Below are 20,638 nucleotides of genomic sequence, written 5' to 3'. Positions count from 1 at the left end.
GCGCCGAGGCCGGTCCCGAACTCCCTTTGTATACGGGTCACGAGTAGGTTCCCCTCATGCGAATAGGCCGACTGCTGGGCAGTGGACGCGACGCGGACGTGTACGAGCTGGACGAGGCGTGGGTGCTGCGGCGCTACCGCGACGGGATGGACGCCTCCCGGGAACTGCCCGTCATGTCCTACCTGTCCGCGTCCGGCTACCCGGTGCCCCGGCTGGGCCCGCGGCCACCGTCGGCCGGCCCCGGCGATCTGGTCCTGCAGCGCCTGCAAGGCCCCACGATGCTGGAGTCCCTGATGTCCGGGGCGGTCGGTGCCGAGGAGGGCGCGGAGCTGCTGACCGGGCTCCTCGCCGAACTGCACACCATCCCGGCGCGGCTGTCGCCCGACCCCGAGGACCGCGTGCTCCACCTGGACCTGCACCCGGACAACGTGCTGCTGACGGCGGACGGGCCCGTGGTCATCGACTGGAGCAACGCCGAGGAGGGCCCGCCCGCCCTGGACCGCGCCATGTCGGCGCTGATCCTGGCGCAGGTGGCAGTGGCCCCGGACCACCCGGCGGCGGACGGGGCCCGGGAACTGGTGACCGCGCTGGTGCCGCGCCTGGCCGCCGACGACGGCATCCCCGCCCGCCACCTCGCCGACGCGGCCGCCCGGCGCACCCTCAACCCGACGATGAGCCCGGCCGAGACGGCCCTGATCGGGGACGCGGCGGCCCTGGTCACCGCGCTGGCGGGGCGGTAGCGGGGCCGCCTACTCCCGCGCCCCGGCGAGCTCCACCGGCCGGGTGCGCAGGGCGAGCCGGGCGGGCAGCACGGCGCAGGCCACCGCGAGCGCCGCGCTCACCACCACCACCAGCCCGACCGCCTCCCACGGCACGACGACCGCCGCCGGGACGTCGAGCCGGCCGAGCGCGGCCCGTACGCCGAGCAGGTTCAGCGCGGCCACCGCCCCGCCGAGCCCCGCGCCCACCGCGACCACGGCCAGCGCCTCCGCCCCGGCCAGCCACAGCACCTGCGCCTTCGTCGCCCCGGCGAGGCGCAGCACGGCGAAGTCCCGGACCCGGTCCGCGGTGGCCATGACCTGGGTGTTGGCGAGGGCGATCCCCGTGTAGACCAGGGCGATCGCGAGGATCATCAGGAGCCCCGTCCGGGTGTTGCCGCCGCCCGGCGCGAGGGTCGCGGCCCACTGCTCACGGGTCAGCACCTCGGTGCCGGTGGCCCGCCCGGCAGCGCGCAGCCCGCGTTCGACGGCCTGCCGGTCGGCCCCGGCGCGCACGGCGATCGCGACGCGGTCGACGGGGGCGCCGGCCGCGTTGTGCGAGGTGAGGTAGACGCCGTTGTCGCCGGTGCCGACGGCGAGCACGGCCGCGACGCGCAGGGTGGCCTCGCGGCCGTCGCCGAGCCGGACGCGGACGCGGGCGCCGACCCGGTGGGTGGCCCACTCCTCGTTGACCACGATCGACCGGTCGTCCAGGTCGGCGAGGCGCCCGGCGACCACGGGCAGCGCGGACACGGCGGTGAAGTCGGCCGGGTCCACGGCGCGGGCGTCGGAGCGGATGAGGGCGGTGCCCTCTTCGAGCACGGTGACCGAGGTGGACCGCGAGGCGCTGACCCGGGCGCCCTCGACGCGTCCGGCGCGGTCCACGAACTCCGGCAGGGCTCCAGCCCGTTCGCCCGTGGCCACGAAGTCCGCCGTGACCTGGCCGCGCGCCTCGGCCGCCTTGGCCGCGTCGATGGTGGCCTTGGTGCCCATCAGCGACGCACCCAGGGCGACGGTGACGAGCACGGGAGCGGCGACGGCGGCCGTCCGGCGCAGCCCCGCGGACGCGTTCTCCCGGATCAGGAGGCCGGTGGCACCTTTCAGCCGGGCGGGCAGCCAGGCCAGGAGGCGGATCGCGGGGCGCACCAGAACGGGCGCGAACAGGGCGCATCCGGTGATCAGGAGCATCGGCTGCGTGGTGTACGTCTTGCGCTTGAGGAGCCCCGCCGGGTCCTGGACGAGCCCGAGCACCGTCAGCACAGCCCCGGTGAGCAGGACGGCAGCGCCCAGCGCCACGCGTACCGGGGGCATCGTGCCGCTGTCCACGGCGGCGTCGCGCAGCGCCTCGGCCGGGCGGACGCGTCCGGCGCGGTGCGCGGCGGCGACCGCTCCGGCGAGGGCGACGGCGAGGCCGGTCCAGAAGGCGGTGTGCAGCGGCCAGCTCTGGTCCCCGATGGTGAACCAGTCCGGGGCGAGGCGCTGTTGGGTCATCCAGGAGGCGAGCCGGGGCGCGCCGGAGATCCCCAGCCGGCAGCCCGCCGCGGAGGCGAGGACGCCGACGAGCGCGGCCTCTCCGTAGACCAGCCGCCGCACCTGGCCGGGCGTGGCTCCCGCCATGCGCAGCAGGCCGAATTCGCGGCGGCGCTGGGCGACGGCGAAGGAGAACGTCGAGGCGACGACGAACACGGAGACGAAGGCGGTGATGCCCGCTGCGGTGCCCAGCAGGGCATTGACGGAGACGAGGGCCTCGGCGTCCCGGTCCGGGTCGGCGTCGGCCCTGCGCCGCTCGGTGCCCGTGAGGACGTCGAGACCTGGGCCGACGGCGGCGCGCACGGCGGCCGGGTCGGCGTGCACCACGACGGCGTCGATGTCCGGCGAGAGCCGGGCGGCCTCCGCGTCGCCGAAGAACACGGCGCGCTCGAAGGAAACGGGGCGCACGATCCCGGTCACCTTCCAACGCCCGTTGCCCGCAGGTGTAGTGAGGGTGATCCTGTCCCCCACGGCCCCCTCCCCCGCCGCGACCACGACCTCGCCGGGCGCGGCGGGCGGCCGCCCGGAGAGCAGCCGGTACGGGGTCGCGGCGGCGATGGCCCAAGGGTGTCCGACCGTCCCGCCGGGCCCGTTCGCCGCCGCCACCGGGAACGTCCGGTCCACCGCCGTCCGCCCCAGCCCCGCGAGCCGCGCGGCGGCCTCCGGCGGAACGGGCCGGGGATCGGTGAGCTTCTGCGCACGGACGCCGATCGAGGTGCGTACGCGCACTTGGTCCGCGCCCCGCACCACCACCGGAGCGGCGGCGAACCGTTCGGGGGCCTGCTCCGGGCCGTCGAAGGTGGCCGCGAGGGCCAGTCCCGTCGTGGCGACGATGCCCACGCCGAGGGCCAGCGCGAGGAAGGAGCCCACGAGGGTGACCCAGCGGGTCCATATGCCCTGGAGCACGAGCTTCAGCACGGGACGGCCCCCAGTCTCGTCATCCGGGCCGCGATCTCCTCGGCCGCCGGGGCGTGCAGTTCGTCGCGCACCCTGCCGTCCGCGAGGAACAGCACCCGGTCCGCGTAGGACGCGGCGACCGGGTCGTGGGTCACCATGATGACGGTCTGGCCGTCGTCCGCCATGGTCCGGAGCAGCGCCAGCACCTCGCGGCCGGTCGCGGAGTCCAGCGCGCCGGTCGGCTCGTCGCCGAAGAGCACGTCGGGCCGGGTGACCAGCGCGCGGGCCAGTGCCACCCGCTGCTGCTGGCCGCCCGACAGCTCACCGGGGCGGTGCCCGGCGCGCCCGCCGAGGCCCACCCGGTCCAGGACGCCGAGGACGTCGGCGCGCTTCGGGCGGCGGCCCGCGAGTCTGAGCGGCAGGGCCACGTTCTGCTCGGCGGTGAGGGAAGGGAGCAGGTTGAACGCCTGGAAGACGAAGCCTATGCGGCTGCGGCGCAGCAGGGTGAGGCGGCGCTCGCTCAGCCCGGTCAGCTCCGTGTCGCCGAGGAACACCTGCCCCGAGGTGGGCCGGTCGAGGCCGGCGGCGCACTGGAGCAGGGTGGACTTGCCGGAGCCGGACGGGCCCATGACGGCGGTGAAGGAGCCCCGGGGGATGTCCAGGCCGACCGCGTCGAGCGCGGTGACGGCACCGGACTTCCCGGCGTAGGACCGGGTGACGGACCGGAGTCGGACGGCTGTGTGATTCATGCCCCTCAGCCAACCGGCGCCGCCCGTCCGGCACATCGCAGCGGTTTCCACTCCTGAGGTGGAGCTGTCTCCACCTCAGGAGTGGAAACCGCTGGGTGGTCCGGGCCGGCGCGCGCCGCCTACCGTTTCCGCATGTTCTCCTCCCCCGGCCTCCACCAGGCTCTGCGGCAGCAGCGTTACGTGCGCGGCCCCTGGCCGTGGCGGGCGGCGCTCTACCTGCTGACCGGCGCGCTCACCGGCGTTCTGACGCTCGCCGTCCTGCTGCTGCTCGCGGTCGCGGGCGGCACGCTCGCCGTGCTCCTCGTCGGCCTCCCGCTCCTGCTCACCCTGGCCCTCTCCGGCATCCCGCTCGCTGCTCTGGAGCGCCGCAGACTGCGGCTCGTCGATCCCCGCCCGCTCGCCCCGGTCCATGACGAGCCGGACGGCACCGGGCTCACCGCCTGGCTGCGGACCCGGCTGCGGGAGCGGGCGACCTGGCGGGAGCTGGCGTACGCGCTGCTCACCGCAGTCGTCCTGTGGCCGGTGGAGGCGGTGACCGTGGGGACGGCGCTCGCGGTGTGCGGCGGGCTGGTCGCGGCGCCCGCGGTGCTGGCCGTGAGCGGCGGCGAGGAGGTCAGGGTGCTGAAGCTGTGGCTCGTCCACTCCTATCCGGCCGCCTTCGGGGCGCTGCTCGCCGGGCTGGTGCTGCTTCCGGCATTCGCGTACCCGCTGGGGGTGCTGGCGGCCTGGCGCGCGGCGCTGACCCGGGCGCTGCTCACGGACTCCGGGGCCGGGGCGCGGCTGCGGGAGCTGGACCGGTCGCGCAGCCGACTGGTGGATGCCTTCGAGGCGGAGCGGCGCCGCATCGAGCGCGATCTGCACGACGGGGCGCAGCAGCGTCTGGTGGCCCTGTCGATGACGCTCGGCCTGGCCCGCCTGGAGGGCCCGCCGGAACCGCTGGCCGGGCTGCTGGCGAAGGCGCACGGCGAGGCGGACACCGCGCTGGTGGAGATCCGGGAGCTGATCCGGGGCATCCACCCCCAGGTCCTCACCGACCGGGGGCTCGGGGCGGCCGTGGAGGACGTGGCGGACCGTTCGGTGGTGCCGGCCGCTGTGGACCTGGACCTGCCGGAGCGGCTGCCGGGGGCCGTCGAGAGCGGGGTGTACTTCGCGGTGTGCGAGGCCCTCGCCAACGTGGCCAAGCACAGTGGGGCGGCGCGGGTCGAGGTGACCGGGCGGGTGGCGCGCGGCCGGCTGGTGGTGGAGGTGGCGGACGACGGGCGGGGCGGCGCGTCGGCCGGGGACGGGACGGGGCTCCAGGGGGTGGCCGACCGTCTCTCGGTGCTGGACGGCCGTTTGATACTGTCCAGTCCCCTCGGCGGGCCCACGGTGTTCCGCCTGGAAGTCCCCGTAGCGGGCGCGAGCGAGAGGCGCTGAGCGTGCGGATCGTACTGGCCGAGGACAGCGTGCTCCTGCGTGAAGGGCTCATCGGTCTCCTCGAACGGTTCGGCCACCAGGTGGTGGCGGGCGCGGGCACGGCGGAGGAGCTGATCACGGCCGTCGCCGAGCACGGCCCGGACATCGTGGTGACCGATGTCCGCATGCCGCCCGGCTTCTCCGACGAGGGCCTGCGCGCCGCGCTCGAACTCCGGCGGAAGCGCCCCGGGTTGCCGGTGCTGGTGCTCAGCCAGTACGTGCAGCGCACCTACGCGGAGGATCTGCTCGACTCGGCGGACGGGCGGGGCGTCGGCTATCTCCTCAAGGAACGCATCGGGCACGTCGAGGAGTTCGTGGACGCCCTCGCCCGGGTCGCCGCCGGGGACACCGTGGTCGACCCGGAGGTGGTCCGGCAGCTGATCCGGCACCGCCGGGACCCCCTGTCCCGGCTCACCGCGCGCGAGCTGGAGGTGCTGGCGCTGATGGCGGAGGGCCGGTCCAACGCCTCGGTGGCAAAGGCCCTTTCGCTGAGCGAGGGCACGGTGAGCAAGCACTTCGGCTCCATCCTCGGCAAGCTGGACCTGTCGCTGGACGACACCACCAACCGCCGGGTGCTCGCTGTCCTCGCGTATCTCAGGGGCTGACACCCTAGGGCCGGGCACCTCAACGGATGACGCCTCAAGGGCGGGCACCTCAAGGGCAGACACCCCAGGGGCGGGCACCTCAAGGGCTGCCCCCTCAGGGGCCGGCCCCTCCGGACCTGCGCGCCCAGCCGGCCTCGCCGCGCCCGCCGGGGCGCACGCGGCGGCCCGCGCGGGCCCACGGGGCCGGGCGGACGACGTCGGCCGGGAGGTCGGCCGCGCGGTGGGAGGCGAGGGCGTGCAGGACGGTGAGGACGGCGGCCAGTTCCTCGGGTGTGGGATCTCCGGACAGGAGGCGGATGTTCATGCGGGCTGGTTCCCGTGCTTGCGGTGCGGCAGGGCCACCGTCTTGGTCCGGAGCATGGCGAGACCGGCCGCGAGGACGGCCCGGGTCTGCGCGGGGTCGATGACGTCGTCCACGAGGCCGCGCTCGGCCGCGTAGTACGGGTGCATGAGCTCCGCCTTGTACTCCTTGACCAGCTGCTGCCGGGTCGCCTCCGGGTCGTCCGAGGCCGCGATCTGCCGGCGGAAGACGACGTTGGCGGCGCCCTCCGCGCCCATGACCGCGATCTCGTTGGCGGGCCAGGCGTAGGAGAGGTCCGCGCCGATGGACCGGGAGTCCATGACGATGTAGGCCCCGCCGTACGCCTTGCGCAGGATGACCTGGACGCGGGGCACGGTCGCGTTGCAGTACGCGTACAGCAGTTTCGCGCCGTGCCGGATGATGCCGCCGTGCTCCTGGTCGACGCCGGGCAGGAAGCCGGGCACGTCGACCAGGGTGACGAGCGGGATGTTGAAGGCGTCGCAGAGCTGCACGAAGCGGGCGGCCTTCTCGGAGGCGTGGATGTCGAGCACCCCGGCCAGCACCATGGGCTGGTTGGCGACGACGCCGACCGTGCGCCCGTCGATCCGGCCGAGCGCGCAGATGACATTGCCGGCCCAGTGCTCGTGGACCTCCATCAGGTCCTCGTCGTCCAGCAGTTCACGGACCACCCGGCGCATGTCGTACGGGCGTTGCGGGTCGGCCGGAACCAGGTCGAGCAGGGTGTCGCCGGGGCGGTCGGCCGGGTCGTCACAGGGCGCGGCGGGCGGTTCCTCGGTGCTGTTGGCCGGGAGCAGGGTGATGAGGTGGCGGACCTCCTCCAGGCAGGTCTCCTCGTCGTCGTACGCGAAGTGCGCGACGCCCGAGGTTCCCGCGTGGACGTCGGCGCCGCCGAGGCCGTTCTGCGTGACCTGCTCGCCGGTGACGGCCTGGATGACGTCGGGGCCCGTGATGAACATCTGGGAGGTCTCGCGGACCATGAACACGAAGTCGGTGAGCGCCGGTGAGTAGGCGGCCCCGCCCGCGCACGGGCCGAGCATGACGCTGATCTGCGGGATCACCCCGGAGGCGCGGGTGTTGCGCTGGAAGATGCCGCCGTAGCCGGCGAGCGCGGTGACCCCCTCCTGGATGCGGGCGCCAGCGCCGTCGTTGAGCGAGACGAGCGGGGCGCCGGCCGCGAGGGCCAGGTCCATCACCTTGTGGATCTTCGCGGCGTGCGCCTCGCCGAGCGCCCCGCCGAAGATCCGGAAGTCGTGGGCGTAGACGAAGACCGTGCGGCCGTCGACGGTGCCCCAGCCGCCGACGACGCCGTCGGTGTGCGGGCGCCGGTCCTCCAGGCCGAAGCCGGTCGCGCGGTGCCGGCGCAGCTGCTCGACCTCCTGGAAGGTGCCCGGGTCGAGCAGCAGATCGATGCGCTCGCGGGCGGTGAGTTTGCCCTTGGCGTGCTGGCGGCCGGTGGCGGCGGCGTCCCCGGCGGCCACGGTGGCGTGCAGGCCGTTCAGTTCGGCGGTACGGGTGCGGAGCGAGAGCACCGCGGCGGGTGCCGCGAACTCCTCCTCCAGCTCGGCCAGTGTCTCGGTTTCCACGGTTCGACTCCCTTGTCCGCTCAGCCTGTTCAGAGGCCGAGGCCGCGGTAGCGGCGCGGCCAGATGCCGTGTTTGCCGGGGGCGAGAACGCCCTCCGGGTCGAGTGCGTCCTTGATGCGTTCGCCGAGCCTGCGCACGGCGTGGTCGTTGAAGCCGTAGGCCGCGGCGACCCGGTCCATCAACGCGGGATGGGCGCGCTGCACGCCGTAACCGGCCTCCGCCGCGGCCCGCGCCAGCGCCTCGCACAGCCGCAGGGCGCGCACCCGGTCGTCCGCGTCCCGGGTGTCGAAGACGGCGGCGACCCGGTGGTGCAGGGCCCGCGCCCCGACCGCGAAGGCGCCCAGGTAGTCCTTGCCGTGGGCGTGCGCGAGATCCCGGGCCAGCGCGTACTGCGCGAGGGCGTCCGCGCCGGTCACCGGCGAGACGGGGGTGAGGTCGAGCCGGCCCCCGTGGGGCAGCCAGCCGTCGGCCTCGTCCGCCGGGCGTGCGTGCGCCGTGCCACCCCCGTCCGTGCCACCCCCGTCCGCGCCGCCCCCGTCCGCGCCGCCCCCGTCCGCCTCCGCGCGGGAGAACCGGGCGCCGGGGACGGCGGCGAGCGCGTCCCGGATGACGGACCACTGGGCGTCGATCACGGCGGGCGCCCCGGCCAGCTCCCCGTACAGGTTCCAGCGGCCGATGCCGAGGTCCGCCATGAGCGTGCGGACGACGCTGTCGGGGACGGGCCCGGTGCCCCGGTGGTACGTGGCGCGGCTGCCGGCCGCCGCCGCGTCGAGGAGCACGCTGCGGACGGTCGGCGTCCCGGTGACGGTGCGGTCCCGCAGCAGCGGGCGCAGGGCGTCGACCAGGGGTCCGAGGCCGTCCTCCGCCGGGACGGCGACCGCGTAGGACCGCCGCGCCGCCGGTTCCGGGGCCAGCCGCACCCCGAGCTTGGTGACGATCCCGAACGCGGACCGGGCGAACATCGCGCCGAGGGCGGGCCCGCAGCCGTACGGCGCCCAGGGCCCGGGGCCGGTCAGGGCGGCCGTCCCGGTGCGCACCACCTCCCCGTCGGCCAGCACGACCTCCATGCCGTACGGGGCCGCGTCGGCGCCCTCGTAGCCGGGGCCGCCGGTGGAGCGGTCCAGGACCTCGCCGAGGACGCTGCCCCAGCGCGGGCCCTCCAGGTCCACCCGCTGGTCCAGGCCGAGTTCGGCGATGCGCCCCGCCAGGTCGTGGAAGGTGACCCCGGGCTCCACGACCGCGTAGCCGCCCGCCGGGTCCACCTCGACCACCCGGTTCATCCGGGCGAGGTCGACGGCGATCGCCCCGGGGAGCCGGGGTGCCGGGCCGCCGAAGCCGGGGTCGCGGCCCGGCAGCACCGGCGAGAGCGGCACCCCGAACGCCCCGGCGATGCGCACCACCGCCCGGACGTCCTCGACGGTGGCGGGCATCAGGGCGGCCGAGGCGGCGAAGTGACCCTCGTCCAGGACGGGTTGGGGGTCGGCGTAGCCGGGGAGGCCGACCGCGCCCTCGGTCAGGACCCACCGCGGGCCCAGGGCCACCCGAAAGGCGGCCAGGGCCCGGGTGAAGTCCCGGCCGTCCACCCCGGGCGGGAGCCGGCGGACCTTCACGGCGCGCCTGTCCCGATCCGGACCGGGGACCGTTCCGAGGGCACGAATGCCTGGACGTCGACGCGCCCCCACACCCCGGAGACGGCGAACGGGTCACCGGTGGCGAACTCCTCCGCCTCCTCCCGGGTGGCGGCCTCGACCACGATCAGACTGCCGACCGCGGTGGTCCCGTCGGCGGCCGTCAACGGCCCGTACAGCACGGGGCGTACGCGCGACTCGCGCAGCCGCGCCGAGTGGGCCGGGCGCTGGGCGGCGCGCAGCTCCGCGGTTCCCGGCGCGTCCAGGCAGTGGATCGCCCACAGCATGCCGTTCTCCTTCCGTTCGTCGCGACGGGCTCAGGCGGCGCGGTCGGCGCTGACCGCGGGGGCGGACTGCTCGCGGAGCCGGGTCAGTTCGCTGACGACGGCCTGGCGGGCGGCGAGCTTCTCCTGCTTGACGGAGAACCGCTCGGGGATGACCCGGTACTCCGCCTCGACCACGCTGGCGAGCTTCTCGCCGTGGTGGAAGCCGATCCGGCACCGGAAGACCGAGCCCACCGGACCGCGGGTGTGTTCGAGCAACTCGTACTGGGCGGTGGCGGGCAGCGGGAAGACGAAGCTGTGGAACTCGGAGTTGACCGAGCCGATCACGAAGCGGGTCTTCTCGGGGCCGGTGACGAAGAACTGCTCGGTGACCACCGTCCACATCTGGCGGGCCGCCTCCAGCAGGGTGATGGCCGGGATGTGCTGCCCGGTGAGGTGGTCCTCCAGGACCTCGACGCGCTCGTCGATGACGAGGTCGGCGACGAAGCGCTTCTCGCCCGTCTGGCCGACCGGGCCGATCAGGACGTTCTTCGCGTCGTGCTTGTGGGTCAGCCGCTGGTCGGCCGGTTCCGGTACGCCGCCCTTGCCCAGCGAGACGGCCGGCCCGTGTGCCTCGGCCAGGGCGCGTATCTCGGCGAGCTGGCCGGCGCTGAGGCCCTGGCCGATGCTCACCGACAGACCCTCGGTCAGCTCCCCGGCGCGCAGCCGGGCGATCAGCTCGGAGACGGGGACGGTGCCCCGGTTGGCGAGGAAGTCCTCGAAACGGTCCCCGACGGCGATGAGTGCTTCGTGCGACATGTCGATCCCTCCAGGATGTGGGGCTGGTGCGGGCGGGTGCGGTGCGTCAGACGGCGGTGGCCGCCAGCTGCTCGACGGTGCGGACGTACGCGTCGGACAGGGCGCCGACCGTACGGACGTCGGAGATGACGTACTCCTCCTCGAAGGGGTCGACGCCGAGCTCCATCTCCAGCTGGATGACGAGCCGGGCCAGCAGCAGGGAGTTGAGGCCCAGCTCGTGCAGGAACTCGGGGCCGGTGAGGGTGGGGTGCGTGGGTCGGCCGGCCTCGGCGAGCAGGGCGTTGATCTCCTGGTGGACCAGGGCGGTGATGTCGGCTGCGATCAGCATGTGATTCCTCCGTCTACGACGATCGACTGTCCGGTGATGAATGAAGAGGCGGGCGAGATGAGATACAGAACGGCGTCGGCGATTTCGTTCATGGTGCCGAGCCTGCCGAGCGGCGTGCGGCGCTGAATGCGTTCCCGGTTCCTCTCGGTGACTTCCTCGGTCATGTCACTGTCGAAGAATCCCGGCACCAGCGAATTCACCCGGATATTGAAGGCACCGAGTTCCCGGGCCAGGCTGCGGCTGAATCCGTCGAGCCCGGCCTTGGTCGCGGCGTAGACCGCCACGCCCCGGTAGCCGCGGATGGCGTTGATGGACGAGATGTTGAGGATCTGGCCGCCGCCCTGGCGCGTCATCGCGCGGGCGCACGCCTGGGCGAGGGTGATCGGGGCGAGCAGATTGCTCGCGATCAGCGTCTCGGTCTGCTTGCGGGACGTGGTGAGGAAGAGTTCCTGGTGCAGCACGGCCGCGTTGTTGACGAGCAGGTCGACCCGGCCGAAGCGGCGGACCACGGTGCGGACGACCCCGCGCAGCGCGTCCGGGTCCCCGAGGTCGGCGGCCTCCCAGAGGAAGCGGTCACCCCGCTCGGCCTGGAGGTCCTTGACGAAGTCGTTGGCTGACCGGCTGAAGGTCGCGACCCGCCACCCCTCGGCGAGCAGCCGCTCGACCAGGAGCCGGCCGAGCCCGCGGCTGCCGCCGCTGACGAGGGCGACCCGGTCCTGCGCGGGCGCCTCCGGGATCTCCTCGGCGCTCATGCCGCGCTCCGGATCTTCTTGTACCGCTCCGAGTGCTGCGGGGCGGCGGACACCTCCACGAGCACCGGCACCTTGTACGCCTCCAGGCGCCGGCCGCAGTACTCGCGCACCCTGCGCGTGACGGAGCGCCGGTCCTCGTCCTCGACCAGCTGCACGGTGGCCTTGACGACCATGCCGGTGACCGGGCTCGGGCGGCCGCTGACGGTGGCCTCCGCGATGTTCTCGACCTCCAGCAGGACGCTCTCGACCTCGCTGGGGTAGACCTTCTCGCCGCCGACGTTGATGATCTCGGAGTTCCGGCCCAGGATGCGCACCCAGTCGCCGTCGACCTCGACCACGTCCTGGGTGTTGAAGAACCCCTCCTCGTCGAAGGGCGCGGGCGCGTTGAGGTAGCCGAGCATGGCCATCTCGGAGCGGATCCACAGGATGTTGTCGATGATCCGGTGCTCGAATCCTGCCGAGCCGAGCTTCACCCACAGGGTGTCGTCGCCGCGTGAACGGGTCGGCAGGATGCCCAGTTCGGACAGTCCGTACGTCTGCTTGAGCCGTACGCCCGGCAGTGCCTCGCCGAGCCGGCGCAGCGTCTGGAGCGGCATGGGCTCGGTGCCGTACGTGACGAGCTTCAGCGAGTCGGTGGCGTACCGCTCGTGGGCGCCGGAGATCAGCACCATGTTCAGGAAGGTGGGCGTGGTCGGCAGGATCTGCACCCGGTGCTCGGCGATCGCCGCGAAGACGGCGTCCGGGGTGCGCTCCGCGACGGTGACCACGGTGCCGCCCTGGCTGAGCGTGTGCAGCAGGGTGTTGACGCCGCCGATGTGGTCCAGGCTGAGGAAGGACAGGATGCGCGAGGGCCGGGTCGGCTCGCCGTAGCGGGCCAGGACCTTGTCGAAGTCGAGCACGGACGCCTTGCTGCGGCCGGTCGTGCCCGAGCTGAACAGCACCAGGCCGGGCCGGCCGGCGTCGCGCAGCTCGCCGTAGAGGGCGTGGTCGGCGCGGCGGCCGGTGCGCTCGCAGCGGTGCACGCCGCCCTCGTCCACCTGGACGACGACCTCGACCTCGGCGACGTCCAGGAACTCGGCGCGCTTGGCGGCGGGCAGGACGGTGAGGGGGACGACGACGACCCCGCGCTCGATGAGCGCCAGCAGACCGGCGCACGCCTGCGGGGAGTACGCCCCCTCCAGCGTGACGACCTCGCCGGGGCGGACCCGGTGGCGGTCGAGGAAGCCGCGCCACTCGTCCACGAGCCTCAGCAGGTCCTCGTAACGGTAACTGCGGCCCTCGAAGGCGACGGCCTCGGAATCGCGGAAGGATTCCAGTCGGGCCAGAAAGGGATGGGGCATCGTTTTCTCCCGGGTTCGAAGTCTTTCGGATTTCGGATTCGGATTTCGATGACTCGAAGCTAGTCCGCGCCAATTCGTCGCTCAATATGGCTTTTATGAGCCCTCGTACGGGGTGGCCATTCGGGGTACCCATGCGGGCAGGGGCAGGGGGTGGCCGAAGGGGCATGTAGCGGAAGAGGCATCGACGGCGCATGCTCGAAGGCGTAACGCACGACTGCCGTGACCTGTCCTGGGATGGCAGCGGGCCGCCGAATCCGGCCGGCCCCGGTGCGCCGGCTCTCCGGCGCGTTCGCCCCCAGGAGCAGAAGTGATCCAGCAGATCCTGCCGTCCGCCGTCGCCTGCGCCGACGCCACCGCCGACCTGCCGGGCGCCCGGGTCCTCCCGGAGGAGGAGCCGTTGCTCGCGAAGTGCGTGGAGCAGCGGCGCCGGGAGTTCACCACCACCCGGCACTGCGCCCGCCGCGCGATGTCGGCGCTGGGGGTCGCCCCCGCACCGGTCCTCCCGGGCACCAAGGGCGAGCCGCGCTGGCCCGCCGGGGTGACCGGCAGCATGACCCACTGCGACGGCTACCGGGCGGCGGCGCTGACCCGGAGCGACCGCTTCCACAGCGTCGGGATCGACGCGGAGTGCCACGCGCCCCTGGAGGAGCGGATGGTGCGGCACATCTCCGTGCCCGCCGAGCGCGACCACCTGGCCGAGCTGGCCCGGGTCAGGCCCGAAGTGCACTGGCCGACCGTGATGTTCAGCGCGAAGGAGACCGTCTACAAGACGTGGTTCCCGCTCACCGGGCGCTGGCTCGGCTTCCGGGACGCCCGCCTCGCGTTCGACCCGGAGGCGGGCACCTTCCGGGCCCGGCTGATGGTGCCGGGGCCGGTGCTGGACGGCGCCCGCCTGGGCTGGTTCACCGGGCACTGGGCGGTGCGCGACGGGCTGGTGCTCACCGCTATCGCGTTGCGACGGGGGCGGTGAGGGGGGAAGCGGCGGGCGTGGGCCGGTCCGCGAGCCCCGTGAGCTCCGCCGCCGCCCAGGCACCCGCCGTACGCAGCCGGCCCGGGGCCGACGGGAGGACCGGCCAGTCCAGCCGCTGGGCGTGCTCCATCAGGACCCGGTCGTTGCCGCCGACGACCACGGGGCGGCCGACCGCGAGCAGCATGTCCAGGTCGCTCGCGTGGTCCCCGTAACAGCTCGACTCCTGGGCGTTCAGGCCGAGTCGGGCGACGGTCTCGCGGACCGCGTCGGCCTTCACCGAGCCGATCATCGGGCGCTCCACCTCGCCGGTGAGCCGTCCGCCGGGGCCGACGACCGGCTCCGAGCAGAGGATGAGGTCGGCGCCCAGGTCCTCGGCGAGCGGGTCCAGGCAGCCCCGGAACGAGCCGGAGACCAGCACCACCAGGTCCCCCGCCTCCCGGTGCCGGCTCGCGGCGGCCCAGGTGGCGACGGTGACGGCGGCGGGCCCGCGCCGGTACGCCTCGTACCACTCGCGCCCGGCGGTGCGCAGCTCGTCCACCGGGACCCCGGCGAACCTGCGGTAGTAGCGGCGGTTGATCTCCGAGCGGTGCACGCCGGACGCGGCGGCCTCGCGGACGCCGGCCATCACGGCGGCGTGGCCGGAGCCGTCGTCGCCGTGGCGAGCCATCCAGAACCGCAGGAAGTCGAACATGCTCTTGGTGTTGATCAGCGTCTCGTCGACGTCGAAGAAGGCGGCGCGGGTGGCACCGTGCGCGGGGTTCGTCATGTCTTCACCAGCCGGTTCCGTAGGGGGAGGCCGGCGCGTGGGCGGCGGCCTGCGGGGCGGCGCCGCACAGGCCCTCGCGCAGGGCGCGGGCGGCGGCGAGCGTGCGGTTGGGGCAGTTGAGCTTGGCCAGGATGTTGGCGACCAGCCGCTTCGCGCCGTGCTCGGAGATCCGCAGCCGGCGCCCGATCTGCTTGTTGCTGAGCCCGTCCACGACGAGCGTCAGGGCCTCGCGCTCGCGCGGCGTGAGCCGGGGCGCGGCCGGCACCTCGCGGGCGCCGCGTCCGGCGAGTTCGAGGAGGGGCCGGGTCAGGGCGGCCGGTATGCGCGCCTCGCCGGCCCGCATCGCGCCGAGCACGTCACCGAGGGCCGCCGCGTCGAGGCCGTCGGAGAACAGCAGCGAGGCACCCGCCACGGAGGCGACCCGGTCGAGGTCGAAGGACCGGGTGTCCGGCAGGAGCAGGAGCACGCGCACCCCGTACGCGGCGACGCGGTGCAGCACGGAGTCGCCGTCCAGGTCGGCCGGCTCCGGCACGATGAGCAGCACGTCGGTCGCCGGGTCGCCGACCGCGTCCACGGCGGCCGACAGCTGGGCGAAGGCCCGGCAGGTGCCGACCGTGTCCACGGCACCGAGCATGCGCTCCAGGCCGTAGCGCTGGAGGTCGTCGCGGACGGAGAGGATGACGTGGGTCGCCTGCTGCGGGATCAGCTGCGGCGAGTTGACGCTTACCGGCAAAGAGGCTGCGACTGCCGGGTCGCGTCCGTGAAGTCCCGCCGTACGCCCGGAGGGCGTGGCGTGCGGCGTCTGGTGCGTGCTCTCGGCGTGCCGGCCGGCATCCCTCGTACTGGACGTACTCGGGATTTCGGCCGGTGCGGCGAGAGTGCGTGCCAGGCGTCGCGGGCCAGACGGGACTTCACGGACACGGCCCGGAGCCGCGCGGTTCTGCGACATGCCCTACCCCCAGGGGTCCTTGTCGGTGGCCGCGGGGGCCACCCGTATGCAAGGAACGCTAGACGCGCGAAGGGCCGTGGAGGCCGTCACTGCCTCCTAGTCCGGGTGGCCGCGGACCGAAAGTGGTAGCCGGATGCCCCGGGGGTGTCCGGCCGCTGGGGGGAAGTGCTCCTCAGGCCGCCGGGGAAGCGAGCGGGACGTCGGAGAGGGCCTGGCGGGCGAAGGCCACGACATGGGCGCGCAGGTCGAGGCCGCCGGCCGCCTCCGCGTCGGGGCCGATGATCAGGCGGGCCAGCTGCGGCACCGCGTTGGGCCAGGCGGCGAGCCCGATCAGGCTCAGCAGGCAGGCCGCGACCTGCGGCGACGCCTCGGTCCCGAAACTCTCCGCGAGGGCGGCGATCTTCTCCTCGTAGTGGCCGCGGCGGCCCTCCTCGTTGGGCAGGACGCCGTCGCGGTAGTGCAGGCCCTCCCAGAAGAAGAGCCGGACGAGGACCGGGTTGTCGCGGTGGAAGTCGTACACCCGGCCCACGTACTCGGCGGGGTCGTCGCCGCCCTTCAGCGGAACGGCCGCGGCGAGCTCGTCCAGCGCACGCCCCACGACGGCGTCGAACAGCTTCTGCTTGTTGCCGAAGTAGCCGTAGATCCGTTCCTTGTTCACGCCGGCCAGCTCCGCGATGCGGTCGACGCGCGCCCCGGCGATGCCGTGAGCAGCGAATTCCTCCTTCGCCGCAGCGAGGAGCCGTTCCTTGGTGGGGGTCGTGTCCGAGGTCATGCCACCAGCGTAGAACGGCTCCCCCCGGATGCCAACCAACTGGATGGTTGACATCCAACTAGTTGGTTGGCAGAGTGGAACACGTCGCCGAGGGCAGCACCACCGCCCAGGCCCCAGGACAGGACCAGCGACAGCACCGCCGCAACGCCTTCCGTATGCCTCGCACACCAACCTGGATGGGACTCCTCATGACCACCGCAGCCCGCCCCGCCGCCGCTTCCGCCGCCGCCGACCGGAATCAGCCCCGCTCCGCCGCCCCCGCACAGCCGGCCGCGCTGCCCTCCGTCCACATGCGCGCCCTGCTCACCTGGATCGCGGTGTTCGCCGCCCTGACCGTGGTCCAGCTGGTGGTCGGCCCGTACGTGAAGGGCTTCCCGATGCTTCTGCGCACTCTGGTGATCACCGGGATCGTCGTTCCGGCGGTCGTCTACACGCTGGTGCCGAACCTCCTGAAGGTCCGCGCCGCCGTGCTGCGCCGCCGCGGCTGAGGCGTGGCAGCAATGGCTGATTCCAGCCATCACCGCCACGCAGTCCGCAAATCGGCTTATCCTGCACCGGTTCAGCGCTAGAGAAGCAGTTGAGCCCCGGGGGAGGAGAGCGTGATGAGAGAACCGGCGCAGAGCCGCCTCGGCAGCCGCCAGGGCGGCCCGCCAGTGAAACGCTTCAGGGCGTACGAGGACGAGGTCATCGCCCTCTACCACGCCCGGCTCCGCGGGATCAGCAGTCCGCTCGCCGCCGACGACGAGGTCTGGGCGCAGTGCGAGTTACAGGGCCGCCGTGTCTTCCGGGACTGCGCCGACAGCCTGGAGGCCGGCCTGACGGAGGTCTCCGACAGCCACATCGCCGAGGTCGTGGACCTCGGCAGCGCCCGGGTCCAGCAGGGCGTCCACCTCACGCACTCCGTGCGGGCCGGGGTGATCCTCTTCGACACCGTCCTGGAACGCCTGCTGGAGTGCACCGCGGGCGTCGAGGGCGCCGACCGGGCCTACTCGGCCGCCATCCGCGCCCTCCAGCAGGGCATCGGCAGGCGCCTGGAGGTCGGCTCGATCGCCTACGACTCGTTCATGCTCGCCCGGGTCCGCGAGGTGCACGACAAGGGCCACCGCAAGCTGGCCCGCGAGATCCACGACCAGATCGGCAACTCCCTCAGCCTCGCCATGCGCCAGCTGGAGCTGTACGAGCTCCAGGTGGCCCGGCAGAACGCCGACGTGCCCAAGGAGGTGCGGGCCGCCCAGGACGCCATCCTGGAGACCCTCGCCCACACCCGGGAACTCGTCACCGAACTGCGCCGCCCCGCCATCACGGGCTGCCTGGAGGCGGCGCTCGCCGACTTCGTCGCCTCCATGGGGGACGAGGGCGTCCCCGTACAGCTGTGGGTGCGGGGGCTGGACGAGTGGATTCCGGCGCCCGTGGCGGAGGAGGTCTTCGTCATGGTCCGCGAGTGCCTGCGCAACGCCTTCCGGCACGCGGAGGCGGGAAACATCGTCGTCCACATCGACATCGCCCCGCACGAGATCCAGAGCGAGATCATCGACGACGGCCTCGGCTTCGACGTGGAACAGGTCTTCGCTGGGGGCCGCACCAACGGCCTCACCGGCCTCCAGGAACGCACCGACCTGCTCGGCGGCACTCTGCACATCGGCTCCTCGGCGGGCCGCGGCACGCACGTCACCATGTGGATACCGATCAAGGAGGACCGGGCCCTCCGATGAACGAGACCTCCCCCGAATCCGTACGCATCCTCGTCGCCGACGACCACACGCTGCTGCGCGAGGCGCTGTGCGACCTGCTGCGCTCCGAGCCCGGCTTCGAGATCGTCGCCCAGGCCGGCAACGGCGAGGACGCGATCCGGCTGGCCGCCGCGCACCGCCCGGACGTCGTCCTGCTCGACATCGAGATGCCGCGCAACGATCCCCCGGCCACCGTCCGCAGACTGCTCCAGGGCGATCCGGGCCTCCGGATCATCGTGCTGAGCATGTACGACGGGCAGCAGCTGGTGCAGGAGCTGCTGCAGCTCGGCATCAGCGGCTATCTGCACAAGAGCACCGGCCGCGAGACGCTGATCTCCGCCGTCCGCTCCCGCGAGGGCGGCGAGCTGCGCACCGTGACCGTCTCCGTCTCGCCCGACAGCCTGCGTGCCCCGCAGCCCGCACCCGACGGCGCGGGCTGCCTCTCCGAGCGCGAGTCGGAGGTACTGGCGCTGGTCGCCCAGGCCATGAGCAACCGCCAGATCGCGGTGAAGCTCGGGATCGCCGAGGGGACCATCAAGCGGCACATGCGGAACATCTTCACCAAGCTCGACGCCGTCTCCCGGATCGACGCCGTGAACAAGGCGGTCGAACGCGGCCTGCTTCCCCAGCCGGAACCGCCCCGCCGCCGTTTCTGAAACGGCTCGGCCCCGCACACGGGAGCGTGTGCGGGGCGGATGCCGGCCGGGTCAGGCGGTGACGAACAGCCCGGCGAACAGGGTGAGATGGACCAGGTGCTGCGTCACCATGAAGGCGCGGTACGGGGTGCGGCCCCGGGCCGCGTCGCCCCGCGTCGACCAGCAGAGCCCCGCCACCACCAGGGACCCGCCCGCCAGGACCGCGGCCGCCGGGCCCAGCAGCGCCGGCCAGCCCGTCAGCGCGGCGGCCAGGAAGCCTCCGCCGGTCAGGAGGGCACCGGCCCCGCCGACCAGCCGGGCGGTGGTGTCGCCCCAGGCGGTCACCGAGGTGCGGCGCCCGGCCGCGGCGTCGCCCCGGACGTGCGAGAAGTCCTTGGTCACGGCGCCCACCACGCACATCCACAGCGACATCACGGCGGCCAGGACGAGCATCGCGCCCGGCGGCCGGCCCTCCCCCGCGGCCGTCCAGCCCGCCGCGTACGTCAGCAGGCCCATCAGCAGGACGGACCCCGAGGTGCCGGCCGCGCTGCGCTTGAGCTGGAAGGGCGCGGCGGAGTAGGCGTACCCCAGGAAGAGGAAGGCCAGCACGAACGTGATCAGCAGGACGTTGTTGCAGGCCAGCGCGGTGATGACCGATCCGGCCGCGGAGAGCCAGGTCAGCCGGGCGGCCGTCGTCGGCGAGAGGTCGCCCCGGGCGATCGGCCGCCCGGTCCGGTTCAGCCGGTCCTCCTGGACGTCCGACACCCCGTTGATGCCGTACGTGAAGAGCGTCGCCAGGACCCAGCTGACCGCCGGGGCGGCCAGCCCGGGCCCCACCCCCGCGAGCCCGCCCCCGGCGGTGACCGCGGCGGCGGCCAGGAAACGCATCAGAAAGACGATCTGCACACTGACGCGCGCCTCTTCGAGGAAGAGGACCGCGGCGCGTGCCGCACCTGCGATCCGCAGGGTGGAAGTCGGTGTCCCGGAATTGATCTGTGCGGTGTATGCCCCCATGACCAGGGACACTAATGACGGGCCCCGGACACACACATGCCCCATCGGCGGGCGTTCCGATACCCCTTTTGGGGAAGGGGCCGTATCGGAAGGACCGCCGACGGGGCAGTGCAGTCAGTCGAGTTGACTGAGCATCAGCGTTCCTGCTGGGCGCCCGTCACCGACGGCAGGTTGACCAGCAGGGCGGCGAGCAGGCCGATGATGAGCCCGGTGAAGTGGACCTGCTGGGCGGCGCCGATGTAGATCCAGTAGCCGAAGAACATGCCGCCCGAGAGGAACAGCAGGAACAGCCCGGCGAAGGCGCCCAGCGCGATGTTGGCGCGCTGCGTCACGACGATCCCGGTCTCCAGGCCGCGCGCCCTGCGCCACAGCCCGTAGGCCGCCCGGGCGAGCAGGGCCACGATCAGCAGCTCGTAGACGATGACGCCGATCAGCGCGGGCGTGGCCATGGACTCGGGCATCGCGCGCCACTCCAGGCCGTTGCCCCGTATCGGGTCCTTCACCAGGTCGCGCATGGTCAGCATCTGGCCGATGAGCGCCTTGTTGGTGCCGAAGTCGTTGAGGTTGTTGAGGGTGACGAGGCCCAGCCACAGGGTGAGCCCGCTCATCAGGAACGCGTTGAGCGCGGCGAGCCGGGAGCGGACGGCGAGGTCCGGCCGGCCGGTGGCGAGCGGGCCCGTCGTGTCCTTCGTCGCGGTGGGCCGGTCGGCGGTCAGTGCCATGGGAGGACTCCTCGGAGCAGAAGGGAAGGGGAGCGGTGCGATGCCCTCAGC

Annotated in this window: 22 protein-coding genes; 7 read left to right on the top strand and 15 right to left on the bottom strand. The window is 73.5% G+C overall.

The annotated features are described in order from the left end of the window. The first annotated feature begins 56 nt into the window (after window positions 1-56). Window positions 57-740 carry a phosphotransferase gene (locus tag ACZ6C6_RS20120; RefSeq protein WP_469204568.1) on the top strand — a complete coding sequence of 228 codons (684 nt, stop codon included), beginning with the start codon at window positions 57-59 and terminating at the stop codon, window positions 738-740. Window positions 741-749: 9 nt separating this feature from the next. Here ACZ6C6_RS20120 and ACZ6C6_RS20115 read toward each other — a convergent pair whose 3' ends face one another. Together ACZ6C6_RS20115 and ACZ6C6_RS20110 are read right to left on the bottom strand one after the other, a co-directional pair. Then, window positions 750-3,206: an FtsX-like permease family protein gene (locus tag ACZ6C6_RS20115; RefSeq protein ID WP_469204566.1), complete on the bottom strand. Its 2,457-nt coding sequence runs from the start codon at window positions 3,204-3,206 to the stop codon at window positions 750-752. Further along, the gene (locus ACZ6C6_RS20110) at window positions 3,200-3,934 is read right to left on the bottom strand and encodes an ABC transporter ATP-binding protein (protein ID WP_469204563.1); all 735 of its coding nucleotides are present in this window, start codon (window positions 3,932-3,934) and stop codon (window positions 3,200-3,202) included. The genes ACZ6C6_RS20115 and ACZ6C6_RS20110 overlap by 7 nt, the downstream gene beginning before the upstream one ends. Window positions 3,935-4,066: 132 nt before the next feature. Here ACZ6C6_RS20110 and ACZ6C6_RS20105 point away from each other — a divergent pair, with 132 nt between their 5' ends. Further along, the gene (locus tag ACZ6C6_RS20105; protein ID WP_469204561.1) at window positions 4,067-5,350 is read left to right on the top strand and encodes a sensor histidine kinase; all 1,284 of its coding nucleotides are present in this window, start codon (window positions 4,067-4,069) and stop codon (window positions 5,348-5,350) included. A 2-nt stretch (window positions 5,351-5,352) separates the two neighbouring features. Further along, window positions 5,353-5,994: a response regulator transcription factor gene (locus ACZ6C6_RS20100; protein WP_469204558.1), complete on the top strand. Its 642-nt coding sequence runs from the start codon at window positions 5,353-5,355 to the stop codon at window positions 5,992-5,994. 94 nt (window positions 5,995-6,088) lie between these two features. Here ACZ6C6_RS20100 and ACZ6C6_RS20095 read toward each other — a convergent pair whose 3' ends face one another. The 8 genes from ACZ6C6_RS20095 to ACZ6C6_RS20060 are packed head-to-tail and all read right to left on the bottom strand — an operon-like array spanning window position 6,089 to window position 13,029. Continuing rightward, window positions 6,089-6,298 carry an acyl-CoA carboxylase epsilon subunit gene (locus tag ACZ6C6_RS20095; RefSeq protein ID WP_469204555.1) on the bottom strand — a complete coding sequence of 70 codons (210 nt, stop codon included), beginning with the start codon at window positions 6,296-6,298 and terminating at the stop codon, window positions 6,089-6,091. Continuing rightward, window positions 6,295-7,875: an acyl-CoA carboxylase subunit beta gene (locus ACZ6C6_RS20090; protein ID WP_469204696.1), complete on the bottom strand. Its 1,581-nt coding sequence runs from the start codon at window positions 7,873-7,875 to the stop codon at window positions 6,295-6,297. The genes ACZ6C6_RS20095 and ACZ6C6_RS20090 overlap by 4 nt, the downstream gene beginning before the upstream one ends. 53 nt (window positions 7,876-7,928) lie before the next feature. Next, on the bottom strand, window positions 7,929-9,509 hold the full coding sequence (locus tag ACZ6C6_RS20085) for an FAD-binding oxidoreductase (protein ID WP_469204553.1): 1,581 nt from the start codon (window positions 9,507-9,509) through the stop codon (window positions 7,929-7,931). After that, entirely contained in the window at window positions 9,506-9,814 is a 309-nt protein-coding gene (locus ACZ6C6_RS20080; protein WP_469204551.1) for a YciI family protein, read from the bottom strand. The genes ACZ6C6_RS20085 and ACZ6C6_RS20080 overlap by 4 nt, the downstream gene beginning before the upstream one ends. Before the next feature lie 30 nt (window positions 9,815-9,844). Then, entirely contained in the window at window positions 9,845-10,609 is a 765-nt protein-coding gene (locus ACZ6C6_RS20075) for an AfsA-related hotdog domain-containing protein (protein WP_469204549.1), read from the bottom strand. A 46-nt stretch (window positions 10,610-10,655) separates the two neighbouring features. Beyond that, the gene (locus ACZ6C6_RS20070; protein WP_469204547.1) at window positions 10,656-10,937 is read right to left on the bottom strand and encodes a phosphopantetheine-binding protein; all 282 of its coding nucleotides are present in this window, start codon (window positions 10,935-10,937) and stop codon (window positions 10,656-10,658) included. Next, entirely contained in the window at window positions 10,931-11,689 is a 759-nt protein-coding gene (locus ACZ6C6_RS20065) for an SDR family NAD(P)-dependent oxidoreductase (RefSeq protein ID WP_469204545.1), read from the bottom strand. Before ACZ6C6_RS20065 ends, ACZ6C6_RS20070 begins: the two co-directional genes overlap by 7 nt. Continuing rightward, window positions 11,686-13,029, bottom strand: coding sequence for an ANL family adenylate-forming protein (locus tag ACZ6C6_RS20060; protein WP_469204544.1), 1,344 nt, complete (start codon window positions 13,027-13,029; stop codon window positions 11,686-11,688). The genes ACZ6C6_RS20065 and ACZ6C6_RS20060 overlap by 4 nt, the downstream gene beginning before the upstream one ends. Before the next feature lie 307 nt (window positions 13,030-13,336). Here ACZ6C6_RS20060 and ACZ6C6_RS20055 point away from each other — a divergent pair, with 307 nt between their 5' ends. After that, window positions 13,337-13,999 carry a 4'-phosphopantetheinyl transferase family protein gene (locus tag ACZ6C6_RS20055; protein WP_469204542.1) on the top strand — a complete coding sequence of 221 codons (663 nt, stop codon included), beginning with the start codon at window positions 13,337-13,339 and terminating at the stop codon, window positions 13,997-13,999. Here ACZ6C6_RS20055 and ACZ6C6_RS20050 read toward each other — a convergent pair. From ACZ6C6_RS20050 to ACZ6C6_RS20040, 3 genes are all read right to left on the bottom strand, one after another. Next, window positions 13,974-14,765, bottom strand: a complete 792-nt coding sequence (locus tag ACZ6C6_RS20050) for an HAD family hydrolase (RefSeq protein ID WP_469204540.1) — start codon at window positions 14,763-14,765, stop codon at window positions 13,974-13,976. The genes ACZ6C6_RS20055 and ACZ6C6_RS20050 overlap by 26 nt on opposite strands. A 4-nt stretch (window positions 14,766-14,769) precedes the next feature. Next, window positions 14,770-15,498 carry a helix-turn-helix transcriptional regulator gene (locus ACZ6C6_RS20045; RefSeq protein WP_469204538.1) on the bottom strand — a complete coding sequence of 243 codons (729 nt, stop codon included), beginning with the start codon at window positions 15,496-15,498 and terminating at the stop codon, window positions 14,770-14,772. Window positions 15,499-15,886: 388 nt separating this feature from the next. Then, complete coding sequence (locus tag ACZ6C6_RS20040) at window positions 15,887-16,486, bottom strand: TetR/AcrR family transcriptional regulator (protein WP_469204537.1); 600 nt, start codon at window positions 16,484-16,486, stop codon at window positions 15,887-15,889. Window positions 16,487-16,674: 188 nt separating this feature from the next. Here ACZ6C6_RS20040 and ACZ6C6_RS20035 point away from each other — a divergent pair, with 188 nt between their 5' ends. From ACZ6C6_RS20035 to ACZ6C6_RS20025, 3 genes are all read left to right on the top strand, one after another. After that, complete coding sequence (locus tag ACZ6C6_RS20035) at window positions 16,675-16,974, top strand: hypothetical protein (RefSeq protein WP_469204535.1); 300 nt, start codon at window positions 16,675-16,677, stop codon at window positions 16,972-16,974. A 114-nt stretch (window positions 16,975-17,088) separates the two neighbouring features. Beyond that, the gene (locus tag ACZ6C6_RS20030) at window positions 17,089-18,198 is read left to right on the top strand and encodes a sensor histidine kinase (protein WP_469204533.1); all 1,110 of its coding nucleotides are present in this window, start codon (window positions 17,089-17,091) and stop codon (window positions 18,196-18,198) included. Further along, window positions 18,195-18,872, top strand: coding sequence for a response regulator (locus tag ACZ6C6_RS20025; protein WP_469204531.1), 678 nt, complete (start codon window positions 18,195-18,197; stop codon window positions 18,870-18,872). The genes ACZ6C6_RS20030 and ACZ6C6_RS20025 overlap by 4 nt, the downstream gene beginning before the upstream one ends. Before the next feature lie 51 nt (window positions 18,873-18,923). Here the strand turns inward: ACZ6C6_RS20025 and ACZ6C6_RS20020 are convergent, their stop codons facing one another. Continuing rightward, on the bottom strand, window positions 18,924-19,865 hold the full coding sequence (locus tag ACZ6C6_RS20020; protein WP_469204529.1) for a UbiA family prenyltransferase: 942 nt from the start codon (window positions 19,863-19,865) through the stop codon (window positions 18,924-18,926). 134 nt (window positions 19,866-19,999) lie between these two features. Next, on the bottom strand, window positions 20,000-20,587 hold the full coding sequence (locus ACZ6C6_RS20015; RefSeq protein WP_469204527.1) for a DUF2165 family protein: 588 nt from the start codon (window positions 20,585-20,587) through the stop codon (window positions 20,000-20,002). Between the last annotated feature and the right edge of the window lie 51 nt (window positions 20,588-20,638).

It is taken from the genome of Streptomyces sp. NPDC041814 (assembly GCF_055590565.1).
The sequence above is the reverse complement of the archived record's forward strand: the minus strand, read 5'-3'. Positions and strand labels throughout refer to the sequence as shown.